The organism is Blastomonas sp. 34TW, from assembly GCF_059803595.1.
Window position 1 is genome coordinate 175588 of sequence record NZ_JAPFGW010000004.1, and the last position, 12937, is coordinate 188524.

The window sequence follows — 12937 nt, forward strand, 5'->3', positions numbered from 1 at the left end:
GAAGGCGGGGGTATCGCTCACAGATCGAACTTCCCACCGAGTGTTCCTGCCGGATCGCGCAATTCTGCCGGGATATTGGCATCGAACCACGCGGCCACGGGGCCCAGCGCGGGGTGCTTCAGGTCGCGCTCCATCGCGCGCCAGACGCGCGGGATCATCGTGGGATAGCGCGGCTTGCCATCGCGCTTCCACAGCCGCACAAAGATGCCGACGATCTTGGCATTTCGCTGCGCGCCGAGCACATGATAGGCGGTGTCGAAATCGTACGCAGGCTTGGCCAGATCGCGATAGTGCGCCAGCATCTCGGCCTCGACCTCCTCGGACACATCACGCCGCGCATCCTGCAGCAGCGAGACGAGATCATAGGCCGGATCGCCGATCAGCGCGTCCTGAAAATCGATCAGGCCTTGCGAGCCGTCGGGCGGCAGCATGATGTTTTCCGAATGATAATCGCGCAGCACGGTGACCTGCGGAGCCGCGGCATCCATGCCATCGAGCACGGCATCCCAGGCGCGGACATAGCCGTCTGCATCGACATCGAGGCCGCGTGCGGGGCAATACCATTCGGTGAACAGCCCGGCCTCGCGATGATAGACGGCGCGCTCGTAAGGCGCGACGTCGGCGGGCTCGCGCTGGTGAAGCTCGACCTGAGTCTCGATCGCCTTGCGATAGATCGCGCGCTCGGTCTCGGCGTCACCCGCATCGACGGTCTCGCGCATCCGCGCGTCGCCGAAATCCTCGAGCAGCACCAGTCCGGCTTTGGCATCGGCGGCGAAGATTTCTGGCGCGCGCAGGCCTTGAGCGGTGAGATAGCGCGCGACGTTGATGAAGGGTTCCGGGTCTTCTTCCGGTGGCGGCGCATCCATCAGAATCGCGCGACGCTCGCGCTCGACCACGCGAAAATAACGCCGGAACGAGGCATCGCCGGGGATCGGTTCGATCGACGCAGAAGCCCAGCCACTCGCATCGACAAAGCCACGGATAAGCTGCTCACGCTCGTTCAAGACCAATCACCTGCCATCTGCTGCCAGCGCGCTTGCCAGTTCGCGCCCGGCTGCGCCTCGATCCGGCGCTCGCTAGCATCGCTTCCGGTGATCCGCAATTGCAGCGTATCGGGTCCTGCGAGCCCGCCGACGCGCTCGGGCCATTCGGCGATCAGCAGCGCCGGATCACCCGCATCGAGCCCCAGTTCGTCGAGCTCCAACGCTCCGTCGAGCCGGTAGAAATCGGCGTGAATGACCGGAATTCGCACCTCGGGCGGGTCATAAGGAAGGATAAGCGCAAAGGTCGGGCTCGGCACCTCTCCGGCAAAGCCCAGTGCGTTCAGGATCGCGCGGGCGAGCGTCGATTTGCCCGCGCCGAGATCGCCCGAAAGCGCGATCGTATCGCCGGGGCGCGCCATATCGGCGAGCTGCTGCCCCAGGCGCTGCATCGCCTCGATCGAACCGATGGTCGGCATCACGGCATCAGAATCGTGACGATGGTGCCCGCGCCCGGTTCGCTGACCAGCTCCAGCCGCCCGCCATGCGCCTCGATCAGGTTCTTGGCCAGCGGCAGGCCCAGGCCTGAGCGCTTGGTCACCGGCTTGCCGCCTGCCTCATCCGCCTGGAGCACGCCATCGAGCGCGCGCGCCTGCGCACGCGCATCGAGGCCAGGTCCGTTGTCCGACACCACGATGCGCAGCTTGTTCCGGAAGCGATCGCCGAGCAGCAGCACGCGCCCGCCTTCCTGGGTGTAGCGCAGCGCATTATCGACCACGGCGGTGATCGCCTGGGCAAAACGCTGGCGATCGACCTCGGCCATGCCGGGGCCACCGTTCACATCGACTTCGAGCGCGATGTTGCGTCCACCCGCCAGCCCGGCGACACCCTTGGCGACATCGACCAGCAGCGCACCGATATCGGTCGGCTCGCGCTTCAGCGGCAATGTGCCCGCCTGGCTCTGGCTCAAATCGAGCACCATGTTGATCTGCGCCGACAGCCGCTCGACCGAATCGATGATCGCCTTGGCATAGTCCTGGCCCTGTTCGGACAGCGGCCCTGCCACCCCGCTCGCCAGCAGCTCGGCAAAGCCGCCGATCGAGGTGAGCGGCGTGCGGAATTCGTAGCTCATATTGGCGAGGAACTTCGTCTTGATGGCATCGGCCTCGACCAGCGCCTCGTTGCGTTCACGAAGGGCATCTTCCATCCGCTTGGCGTCGGACACGTCGATCATCGTGAACAGCGCGCTCGAATCGGGCAGCGGAATGCCGACGAAATCGAACACCCGGCCATCCTTCATCACCAGCTGGCCGGCGCGCTGGGTCCGGTCGAGCGTGGCCGACCGGATGACTTCCCGCAGCGCCGAGATCTGCGCCGGACGCTTGAGCTGTGGCGCGATGGCTTTCAGCAGCTCGTCGGCGCGCGGATGCTTGGCGAGCTCGGCCTCGTCGACATCCCACACCGCGCCGAAGCGCGTGTTCCACAGGTGCAGCCGCCCGTCGGAGGTGAAGACGGCGAGCGCCTCGTAGAGGTTGTTGAACGTCGCGGTGCGCACCCGCAGCAGCGTGTCGCGCGCGCTCGCCAGTTGCACCTGCTCGGTCCGGTCCTCGAAGATCAGCAGCAGGCCATTATCGGGCGTCGGCTGGGCGATGGCGCGCAGATGCGTGCCGTCGGCGATCAGCCAGCTGTCCTCGACCGGCGCGGCCGACTGGAACCATTCGCGCTTCTCGTCGCGCCAGGCGGGGAAATCGCGCACCTGCGGCACACGGCCTGCCTCGCGCATCCGGTCGATCAGCCGCTCGAACTCCAGCCCGTCCTGCAGCCATTGCGGCTTCAACTGGAACATGCGCACGAACGGCTGGTTGACGAAGATCAGACGGCGCTGCGCATCGAATTGCGCGACGCCGGCGGACAGGTTGTCGAGCATGTCGCGCTGCGCATCCCGGAAGCGTTCGGTCGCCTGGCGCGCCTGGATCAGGTCGTGCACGTCGATGGCATAGCCCGCGATGCCGCGCCCCTTGATCGGCAGATCGACCACCTCCATCGCGCGCCGCGTGCCCGCGATCGTCGTGGTGACCGTGCGGCGCGAGGGCGTATTGCTCTCGAATGCACGCGCGGCGACCGCGAGCGGGGTGAGCCCATCGACGATCTCGACCAACTCCTGCCCGGCCTCGACGACATCGGCGGCGCTGCTGGCGCCGACCGCCTCGACATAGGCGCTGTTGACCAGCAGCAGCGACAGGTCCTCGCGGCGGAACCACATCGGGATCGGCGCGGCCTCGATCAGCCCCGACAGCGCGTCGAACGCCCGCTTCGCCTCGGCCTCGGCCTCGACCAGTGCCGCCATGCGCGTCTCGCTCTCGGTCGCGTCATAGAACCACAGCAGAACTGCACCCGGCGCGATGGTCTGCGGATCGGCGAGCCGGCCCTCGATCCGCAATCTGCGGTTCGATCCGGCCGCGGTAACCGCCATCGCGAACGGCGCGCCGCTCTTCTGCGCAGTTGTGATTTTCTGGCCGAGCAGGTCGAGCGTTTCGCGGTCGAGGCCTCTGGCGGCCTGGCTGAGCTCGGCGAGGTAAGGTGGAAGCTTTTCCAGCCCCAGCCAGCGCGCCACGCGCTCGGGCCCCTCGATCCGCGAATCCGACCGCACGATCAGGGGGATGGCCGGACCGGAATCGATCAGCCGGGTGAGCCGCCGCAACTGCCTGCGCGCCGTCCCTGCGGCGCGGCGCATCTGCAGCCCCGTCACCAGCGCCCAAATAGCTGCGCCCGTCCAGAGCGCCAGCACGAGCGCGATCAGGAACAGCCCGCCATTGCTCACCAGCATAAGCGACTCATCGATTCAGGGGGTGAAACAGGCGTCCGCGTCATTGCATTGGGCCGTAGCGCAGATTGGGGTGGGAGCAAAACGGGCAATCTGGGCGTGTTGTGGATATGTCCGTTGCGGCAACCCAATTCGTCATCCTGAACTTGTTTCAGGATCCATCAGACTTCAGCAGCCGAAGCTTGTTGGGGAGAAATGGGTCCTTAAACAAGTTCAGCGTGACGGTTTTGCGTCAGGGTCGGGCGATCACTTCTCCCAATACCATTTGCGCAGCTTCGACGTGCCGGTCAGCGTCTCGTTCATCGTCGGCACCTCGTACAGCCGCCCGTTGAGCATGACATGCGTGATCCTGTCGGACTGGCGGATATCGGCCACCGGATCGCCATCGATGATGACCATGTCCGCGAGCTTGCCCGGCTCGATCGACCCGATATCCTTGTCGAACCCGAGCGAGCGCGCGCCGCTGATCGTCGCGGTGCGCAGCGCCCCGATCGGCGTCATGCCACCCTTAACGAAGCTCCACAGCTCCCAGTGCGAGGCTAGCCCCTCTTCCTGGCCGTGCGCGCCGATGCCGACAGGCACGCCGCGCCGTGCCAGCTCCGCCGCCTCGCGCGCGGAAGCCGTGTCGGCATAATCCTCTTCAGGCCCAATCTCGCGGCGCACGCTCGAGGCTTCCAGCTTGCGGCGCGGGACATGCCTGCTCAGGATCGGATGCTGCCAGATATCGGTGTGCGAGCGCCAATAGGGATCTGCGCCCATGCCACCAAAGGTTACCACCAGCGTCGGCGTGTAGCCGACCTTGCTCTGCGCGAAGAAGCTGCGCACGTCCTCGTACAGCCGCTCCTGCGGGATATTGTGCTCCAGCGTCGTGTTGCCATCGGCGATGATGGTAATGTCCTGGCTGAACAGCGAGCCGCCCTCGGCGACGCTCGCCAAACCATCGGCTTGGGCTGCAGCGACAACCTGCTGGCGCTGTTCGCGGCGCGGCTGGTTGTAGTTCTTGACGCTCTGCGCGCCCTGGAGCTTCAGCCGCGTGGTGTGCGCGCGGGCATCGGCCAGGCTGTCGATCTCGGCGAAGATTCCTGCCGCCTTGGCGCCATAGACGACTTCGCCGGTCGAGAAGATGCGCGGCGCGAGATACTTGCCGACGCGCTGATAGCTTGCCGCCGGGAAAATCTCCGCCGCCGAATTGCTGGGATCGTGGATCGTGGTAACGCCCATCGCCAGATGCGCGACCGCGCTCCAGTTCTGCTGCGGTACCAGATCGTCCGACCCTTGCGGCCCGTGCGCGTGCGCATCGACAAGGCCGGGGATGATCGTCTTGCCCGCGACATCGACCGTCTGCGCGCCCGCAGGCACCGCGACATTCGCGCCGACCGCGACGATGCGGTTATCCCGCACCACCACCGTGCCGCGCTCGATGATGCCGCCCTGATCGTTGGCCATCGTGACGATGCGCGCATTGGTAAAGGCGACGGTGCCGCTCGGCTTGTCGGCCGGTGCGGTGACGTTGATCACGACACCGGTCCTGGGCGGGGCGAATTTTGGATCGGTCTTCGCGACAGGGCCGCTGGCGATCGCCTTGCCCGCATCGGCGGAATAGACCACCGGCCCCAGCGACCAGTTGAGCTGGCGGCCATTATGCGACCATTGCAGGAAGGTCGCGCCGCCCTCGCTGACCTGCACCGCAGGCAGCGCGCCGCCGCCCTTGCCCGCGCCCAGATCGACCGCGCCTGCCATGAAGGGCATCACGAACGCGGCGTAATTCTGGCGGAAGGCGAGCATCCTGCCATCTGGTGCGACGGCGTAGCCGCTGACCAGCTCCCCGCTGGCATGGGTGCGCTCGGCCTCGCCGTTGAGGTCGGTGCTGACCAGCGCCAGCTTGCCGCCCTTGAAGGCGCTGAAATAGACCCGGTCGCCTGTCGCGCCGAAATGCGGTTCGCTGCCTTCATCGGTGATGCGCCGCGTCTGGCCGCTGGCGATATCGAGCAGATAGATGCCCGGCTGCACGCCCCAGGCGTCGGATGTCAGCCCGCCGCCGCTGCCGGCTTCGTAGACCACGAACCGGCCATCGGGCGAGAATTGAGGTCGGCGATAATGGCCCGGCGTCTTGCTGATCGTGCGCGCCTCGCCGCCGCCCGCGCCGACCACGCGCAGTTCACCAAGTCGTTTGTCGTCCCAGCTGACATAGACGATCTGGCTGCCATCGCGCGAGAAACTCGGGAACAGCTCGAAATCGGTCCCGCCATTGGTGACCAGCGGCTGCGCAGTGCCGCCGCCAGCAGGCTGCTGGTGCAGCTTGCCCAAAGCCTCGAATACCATGCGGCTGCCGTCGGGCGAGACGCTGGCAAAGCGCGGCATCGTCACCGCCACGGTATCGGGCGCGACCGGCTTTTGCGGGCGGATCGGATCGACAATCGTGCGCGTGTCGTTGACGCTGAACGGGATGACGCTCGCCTGACCACGCGTCACATCGATCGAGCGGATCTTGCCGCCCGCCCAGAAGACAAGCCGCTTGCTGTCGGGCAGCCAGCCCATGTTCGGATAGACGCCGTGCACCGCCCAGGTTTCCTGCACGTCGCGGTCCATATCGTCATAGATCTTGCGCTCCTCGCCGCTTCGCATGTCGCGGACATAGAGCTTGGTCTTCGCCCGTTCGCGGCGGACGAAAGCGAGATAGCGGCCGTCGGGCGAAGGCTGGGGCCGCGCTGCGCCGCCCGGGCCTCCGGTCACGCGTTCGACCTTGCCGGTGCCCATGTCATAACGGTCGATCACGAAGACTTGGGCATTGCTGTTCTGCGCATATTCGAAGATCGGCCCGGGGGTCGCGTCCTTGCTGTAGAAGATGCCCTTCCCGTCGGGCGCGAAAATGGGTTCGCCAAGCTCCTTCTGGTGCGCTTCGCTAGGACGCTTGACCAGCGGCACGCCGTTGCCGCCACTGACATGGTAGAGCCACAGCTCCCCGGTGCCGAGCGAGCGACCGGTGGTGAAATGCTTGCGCGCGACGATATACTGGCCGTCCGGGCTCCAGCTCGGGTTGTTGAGCAGGCGGAAGCTCTCTTTCGTCAGCTGGCGCTTGTCCGAGCCATCGGCGTTCATGACCCAGATATTGTCGCCGCCGCCCCGGTCCGAGGTGAAGGCGATGCGGCTGCCATCGGGCGAAAAACGCGGTTGCTGTTCGTAAGCCAGGCCCTCGGCAATCCGCGTCGCCGCGCCGCCGCTGATCGGCATGGTGTAGATGTCGCCGAGCAGATCGAAGACGATTCGGCTGCCATCGGGGCTGACATCGAGGTTCATCCAGGTGCCCTCGTCGACCTTGATGGGGATGGCGCGGGTCTTCATCGGCGGCGCATTGACGTCCCAGGCGGCGGCCTTGTCCGACGGGGCCTTCTGCGCCAGCGCAGGCATGGCGATGGCGAGCGCCGCCAGGGCGACGGAAAAACGCAGTGCTTTCATGATGATGTTCCCCGGATTCTTATGCGTATAAGGCGACGCTAGCCGCGCTGCGCCCGAGCGCAACCGGAAAACGACGAGCAGCAGGGGACGAGCAGGATGCTCGCCCGCCGCCACTCGATCACTGCGTCAGCCCTCTGCCTTGGCGGGCTTCTTCGCGGCAGGCTTTTTCGTTGCGGTCTTTTTCGCGGGCGCCTTCTTGGCGGCAGGCTTCTTCTCCGCCGCCGCCTTTTTGGGAGCCGGTTTTTTCGCCGGCGCCTTTTTGCCCTTCTTGGCCGGAGCCTTGGCGGCACGCTCGGCGATCAGCAGCAGCGCCTCGTCAAGCGTCAGTTCGTCCTTGTTCTTGTCCTTGGGGATGGTCGCGTTGACGCTGCCATCGGTGACATAGGCGCCATAGCGGCCGTCCATGATCTTGACGTCTGTATCGGTCGCCGGGTTCTTGCCCAGCACCTTGAGCGGTTCGGGCGTGCCGCGCCGCGCGCGACCGCCGCCTGCCGCCGCTTCAGCGAGCTTGACCACCGCCGCGTTCATGCCGGTTTCGAACACCTCCATGGTGCCCGAAAGCCGAGCATATTTGCCGTCATGCGCGAGATACGGGCCATAGCGGCCGATGCTCGCGGTGATCGGCTTGCCCGTTTCGGGATGCTCGCCGATCTCGCGCGGGAGCGACAGCAGCTTCAGCGCCCATTCGAGCCCGAAATCCTCGCCTGGCACGTCCTTGGGGATCGAGGCGCGCTTGGCGTCCTTGCCGTCGCCCAGCTGGACATAGGGACCGAAGCGACCCGAACGCTTGCTCACCGCTTCGCCGCTCACCGGATCGGTGCCGAGTTCCTCGGGACCACTATCGCCCTGATCGCCCTCGCCGCCGCCTTGCGCGAAGCGGCGGGTGAACTTGCACTCGGGATAGTTCGAGCAGGCCACGAACGCACCAAAACGTCCGCCGCGCAGCGCCAGCCTGCCTTCGCCGCATTTGGGGCACAGACGCGGATCGCCGCCATCAGCCTTTTTCGGGAACAGATAGGGCTCGAGGAACTTGTCGAGCTCGGCGGTGATCTCGGACGGCTTCTGCTCCATGACTTCCGCCGTCTTCGGCTTGAAATCGCGCCAGAAGGCTTCGAGCACCGCGCGCCACTCGGCGCGACCGCCCGAAACGTCGTCGAGCTCTTCCTCGAGCCCAGCGGTAAAGTCGTAGGCGACATAGCGTTCAAAGAAGCGTTCGAGAAAGCCTGTCAGCAACCGGCCCGATTCTTCTGCAAAGAAACGGTTTTTCTCGACGCGCACATAGGCGCGATCCTTGAGCACCTGGATGATCGAGGCATAGGTCGATGGCCGTCCAATGCCGAGCTCCTCGAGCCGCTTGACCAGCGACGCTTCGGAAAAGCGCGGCGGCGGCTGGGTGAAGTGCTGCACGGCGTCGACCGACTTCTTCGCCGGACTGTCTCCCTTGGACATGACCGGCAACAGACCGCCATCCTCGCTGTCGGCATCGTCGAGGCCTTCCTCGTAGAGCGCGAGAAAGCCGGGGAATTTCACCACCTGGCCATTGGCGCGCAGCGCGGTGCGCCCTGTGCCATCGACCAGCTCCACCACCGTGCGCTCGAGCAGCGCGGTCGCCATCTGGCTGGCGAGCGCGCGCTTGAAGATCAGGTCGTAGAGCCGGGCATGATCGCCCGACCCGGCCTTGTCACGGCTGAAATCGGTGGGGCGGATCGCCTCATGCGCTTCCTGCGCGTTCTTGGCCTTGGTCTGGTACTGGCGCGGGGTCTCGGGAAGGTAATGGCCCGAATAGCGCTCCGAAATCGCCTTGCGCGCCTCCATGATCGCGCCGCCGTCCATCTGCACGCCATCGGTACGCATATAGGTGATCGCGCCGTCCTCGTAGAGCGACTGGGCAATCCGCATGGTGTGGCTGGCGGAGAAGCCCAGCTTGCGAGCGGCCTCCTGCTGCAGCGTCGAGGTGGTGAAGGGCGGCGGCGGATTGCGCTTCACGGGCCGCGTCTCGACCGTCTCGACGGTGAAATGCCCGGCCTCGACCTTGGCCTTGGCGGCTTCGGCGGCTCCGGCATTGCCCAGCGACAACTTGTCGAGCTTCTCGCCCTCCAGCCGCACCAGCCGCGCGGTGAAGGCCTGGCCGTCCTGCTCCATCTGTGCGCTGACCGACCAATATTCCTGCGCGGTGAACGCCTCGATCTCGCGTTCGCGCTCGACGATCAGACGCAGCGCCACCGACTGCACGCGGCCTGCGGACTTCGCGCCGGGCAGCTTGCGCCACAGCACCGGCGACAGCGTGAACCCGACCAGATAATCGAGCGCGCGGCGGGCGCGATAGGCATCGATCAGATCGCTGTCGAGCTCGCGCGGCGCGGCCATCGCCTCGGTCACCGCCTTCTTGGTGATCGCGTTGAAGGTCACCCGCTCGACCGCCTTGGGCAGGGCCTTGCGCTTGCCCAGCACCTCGAGCACGTGCCAGCTGATCGCCTCGCCCTCGCGATCAGGGTCGGTCGCCAGGATCAGGCGGTCGGCCTTCTTGGCCTCGTCGGTAATGGCCTTGAGCTGGCGCGTCTTGTCGCCATAGGCTTCCCAGACCATGTCGAAATCATTGTCGGGATCGACCGAGCCGTCCTTGGGCGCAAGATCGCGGATATGGCCATAGCTGGCCAGCACCCGGTAATCGGACCCGAGATATTTTTCGATGGTCTTTGCCTTGGCGGGCGATTCGACGATAACCAGTTGCATGTAATGGATTTCCCGGAAGCTCTCACGTGTACGCGTAAGCTGGGCGGCGTTATCGGCATTCGTCAAGACCGTCCAGTGCGGGCGTGAAACCGATCACACCAGCGAGACGCGCCCCGCCGCATGCCGTTCGATCAACCCGCCGAGTTCGAGGTCGAGCAGGATCATCTGCACCGCGCCGCTGTCCAGCCTCGACTGGCGCACCAGTTCGTCGATGGCGATCGGCGAGCGGCCGAGCAGATCCACCAGCGTCCGGCGCGCAGCATCATCGGGCTCGGGCTGCGGTTGCACGGCATAGTTCTGAATGGGCGCTGCGACATGGCGCGGCCTGGCACCGTTCATCGGCGAAACCAGCTCCATTATGTCATCGACCCCCTGGACCAGGGTCGCCCCACCCCGGATCAGCTCGTTGCAGCCGCGCGAGCGCGAATCGAGTGGCGACCCGGGAATGGCCATCACGTCGCGCCCGGCCTCAGCCGCCAGCCGCGCGGTGATCAGCGAGCCCGACTTGGGCGCAGCCTCGACCACCAGGGTCCCGGTCGCCATTCCGGCAATGATGCGGTTGCGATAGGGGAAATGCCGCGCCAGCGGCTCGGTGCCGGGCGGCTGTTCGGCTATCACCAGCGCGCGCTCGCCCATTTCGGCCTGAAGGTTGCGATTCTCGGGCGGGTAGCTGATGTCGATCCCCGAGGCGATCACCCCGGCGGTGCTGGCCAGGCCAGTTCCTGCGATCCGCAAGGCGCCCTCATGCGCGCTTGTGTCGATGCCGCGCGCCAGCCCGGAAACCACAAGGAACCCGACCTCTGCCAGCTCGCCCGCGATCTGCCGGGCAAAGCGGCATGCCGATGCCGAGGCATTGCGCGCGCCGACCATCGCGATCGCCGGGCGCTGCATCAGCCGTGCGTCGCCGCGCACCGTGAGGATCGGCGGGGCGTTGTCGATATGCACCAGCAACTCGGGATAATCGGCATCGTCAGCAAAGAGATAACGCGCGCCTGCGGCCTCGACCCGGTGCGCTTCCTGCTCGGCCTGCGTCAATGTCGAGATCCGCAGTGCCCGCCCGCCAGTGCGCTGGACCAGATCGGGCAGCGCCTCGATGGCGGCGAGCGCAGAGCCGAAGCGGCGCATCAGCTGCGCAAAGCTGATCGGCCCTATGCGTTCGCTGCGCAGCAGCCGGATGCGCGCCAGATGCTCGGCGCTCAGCATGCGATGAGACCCAGGCGGCGGGGGCTCAGGCGGCGGAGGATTTGCCGATCTTCGGCTCGGTGCCCGCCATCAGCCGCTCGATATTGCCGCGATGCTTCCACAGCACGAACACCAAGGTCACGACAAATACCCACAGAGCCTGCTCCATGCCAAACCACCAGGCCGCCACCGGCATCGCCGCCGCCGCGAGCATCCCGCCCAGCGACGAGTAGCGAAAGGCGAAGGCGGTGCTCAGCCACACAGCCGCGAAGACGACGCCCAGCGGCCAGTAAAGCGCTATCGCGATGCCAAGCAAGGTCGCAACCCCCTTGCCACCGGCAAACTTGAGCCAGATCGGATATAAATGACCCAGGAACGCACCCAATCCGGCAATCGGCCCGCTGCCCGGCGCGACCGCCTCGGCAATCGCGATTGCCAGCGCGCCTTTGCCCAGATCGAACAACAGGGTTGCCGCCGCGAGCCCCTTGCGCCCGGTGCGCAGCACGTTGGTCGCGCCGATATTGCCCGATCCGATGCTGCGCAGATCGCCGGCGCCCGCCAGCCTTGTCAGGATGATGCCGAACGGGATCGAGCCCAGCAGATAGCCCATCAGCATCAGCCCGCCCAGGGTCGCCACGGCCATGCCCGCTAGATCGCTCATCACATTCTCGTCCCGTCCCGATGCGCATCATCCGCGCACGATGCGTGATAGGCTGGCGCACGTTTTTGGCAAGCGTGGTTGATCGTTCTCGCGCCCCTGCTAAGCGTGGCGCATGACGCAAACCCCTTCGCCCGCGAGCGAGACCGATCCCAAGGCACCGCTGCTATTCTTCGATTCCGGCGTTGGCGGACTGACCGTGCTCTACGCCGCGCGCAAGCTGCTGCCCCATGCACCGATCGTTTATGCCGCCGATTTTGCCGGGCTGCCTTATGGCGAGAAGACCGAGGCCGAGATCGGCGCGCGCGTGCCCGCGCTGCTGGGACGGCTGGTCGAACGCTATCGCCCGCGCCTGATCACCATCGCCTGCAACACCGCCTCGACCATTGCGCTGCCCCAGGTGCGCGCCGCGCTCGACCTGCCCGTGGTGGGGACGGTACCCGCGATCAAGCCCGCGTCCGAGATCTCAGCAGGCCGGGTGATCGGCGTGCTGGGCACCGAGGCGACGGTACGCCAGCCCTATGTCACCAATCTGGCGCGCGAATTTGCCAGCGACGCCACGATCCTGCGCTATGGCGCGCCCGAGCTGGTGCGCGCGGCGGAGATGAAGCTGCGCGGCGACGTGCCAGATCCCGCAATATTTGCTCGGGCGGTGGCGGGCCTCACCTCGCAGGAGCGCGCCGTGCCGATCGATACTGTCGTTCTCGCCTGCACCCATTTCCCGCTCGTCCAGGACGAATTGGCGCGTGCTTTCGGTCGTCCTGTCCAATTCGTGCACGGCGCCGATGGAATCGCGCGGCGCATCGCCTGGCTTACGCGTGAACAGCGGTTCGAGGGCAATGGCCTGCGCTTTGTCGCGACCGGCCCCGCCGCCGCGATCACCGCCTATGAGCCTGCGCTGAAGGCGCGCGGCTTTGCATCGTTCGAAAGTCTTTGATCGACCGGCACGATCAAGCTGACGCCGATTTTCCATTGGCGTACCGTCACAGCGAATGCTTAACCGGTGATCGATATAGGACGTTTTGTCCCATCAGTTGCGAGCCGTTATCGCTGGAATTGCGGGATTTAGTTGCTATGAAGACGGCAGCAGATGCGCACGCAGAT

At 66.0% G+C, this 12937-nt stretch carries 8 protein-coding genes; 1 reads left to right on the top strand and 7 read right to left on the bottom strand.

Features of this window, described 5'->3' with window-relative positions:
- Positions 1 to 17: 17 nt before the first annotated feature.
- From OPU69_RS07445 to plsY, 7 genes are all read right to left on the bottom strand, one after another.
- The gene (locus tag OPU69_RS07445) at positions 18 to 1004 is read right to left on the bottom strand and encodes an aminoglycoside phosphotransferase family protein (protein ID WP_498510092.1); all 987 of its coding nucleotides are present in this window, start codon (positions 1002 to 1004) and stop codon (positions 18 to 20) included.
- Positions 1001 to 1459 carry a tRNA (adenosine(37)-N6)-threonylcarbamoyltransferase complex ATPase subunit type 1 TsaE gene (gene tsaE, locus OPU69_RS07450; RefSeq protein ID WP_498510094.1) on the bottom strand — a complete coding sequence of 153 codons (459 nt, stop codon included), beginning with the start codon at positions 1457 to 1459 and terminating at the stop codon, positions 1001 to 1003. The genes OPU69_RS07445 and tsaE overlap by 4 nt, the downstream gene beginning before the upstream one ends.
- The gene (locus OPU69_RS07455; protein WP_498510096.1) at positions 1459 to 3807 is read right to left on the bottom strand and encodes a sensor histidine kinase; all 2349 of its coding nucleotides are present in this window, start codon (positions 3805 to 3807) and stop codon (positions 1459 to 1461) included. The genes tsaE and OPU69_RS07455 overlap by 1 nt, the downstream gene beginning before the upstream one ends.
- Positions 3808 to 4050: 243 nt before the next feature.
- Complete coding sequence (locus OPU69_RS07460) at positions 4051 to 7260, bottom strand: amidohydrolase family protein (RefSeq protein ID WP_498510098.1); 3210 nt, start codon at positions 7258 to 7260, stop codon at positions 4051 to 4053.
- A 126-nt stretch (positions 7261 to 7386) separates the two neighbouring features.
- A complete protein-coding gene (gene topA / locus OPU69_RS07465; protein ID WP_498510100.1) occupies positions 7387 to 9993 on the bottom strand; it encodes a type I DNA topoisomerase in 2607 nt (868 codons plus the stop codon).
- Positions 9994 to 10086: 93 nt separating this feature from the next.
- Entirely contained in the window at positions 10087 to 11196 is a 1110-nt protein-coding gene (dprA, locus tag OPU69_RS07470) for a DNA-processing protein DprA (RefSeq protein ID WP_498510102.1), read from the bottom strand.
- Between the two features lie 25 nt (positions 11197 to 11221).
- Positions 11222 to 11836, bottom strand: coding sequence for a glycerol-3-phosphate 1-O-acyltransferase PlsY (gene plsY, locus OPU69_RS07475; protein ID WP_081096984.1), 615 nt, complete (start codon positions 11834 to 11836; stop codon positions 11222 to 11224).
- A 112-nt stretch (positions 11837 to 11948) separates the two neighbouring features.
- On the opposite strand from plsY, the gene murI reads away from it, so the two are divergent.
- On the top strand, positions 11949 to 12770 hold the full coding sequence (gene murI, locus OPU69_RS07480; RefSeq protein WP_060979154.1) for a glutamate racemase: 822 nt from the start codon (positions 11949 to 11951) through the stop codon (positions 12768 to 12770).
- The last annotated feature ends 167 nt before the right edge of the window (positions 12771 to 12937 follow it).

Excerpts from the sequence above, each read along its gene's own strand:
- tsaE (WP_498510094.1), bottom strand. The coding sequence starts at position 1,459 with ATGCCGACCATCGGTTCGATCGAGGCGATGCAGCGCCTGGGGCAGCAG.
- OPU69_RS07455 (WP_498510096.1), bottom strand. The coding sequence starts at position 3,807 with ATGCTGGTGAGCAATGGCGGGCTGTTCCTGATCGCGCTCGTGCTGGCG.
- OPU69_RS07460 (WP_498510098.1), bottom strand. The coding sequence starts at position 7,260 with ATGAAAGCACTGCGTTTTTCCGTCGCCCTGGCGGCGCTCGCCATCGCC.
- topA (WP_498510100.1), bottom strand. The coding sequence starts at position 9,993 with ATGCAACTGGTTATCGTCGAATCGCCCGCCAAGGCAAAGACCATCGAA.
- dprA (WP_498510102.1), bottom strand. The coding sequence starts at position 11,196 with ATGCTGAGCGCCGAGCATCTGGCGCGCATCCGGCTGCTGCGCAGCGAA.
- plsY (WP_081096984.1), bottom strand. The coding sequence starts at position 11,836 with ATGAGCGATCTAGCGGGCATGGCCGTGGCGACCCTGGGCGGGCTGATG.
- murI (WP_060979154.1), top strand. The coding sequence starts at position 11,949 with ATGACGCAAACCCCTTCGCCCGCGAGCGAGACCGATCCCAAGGCACCG.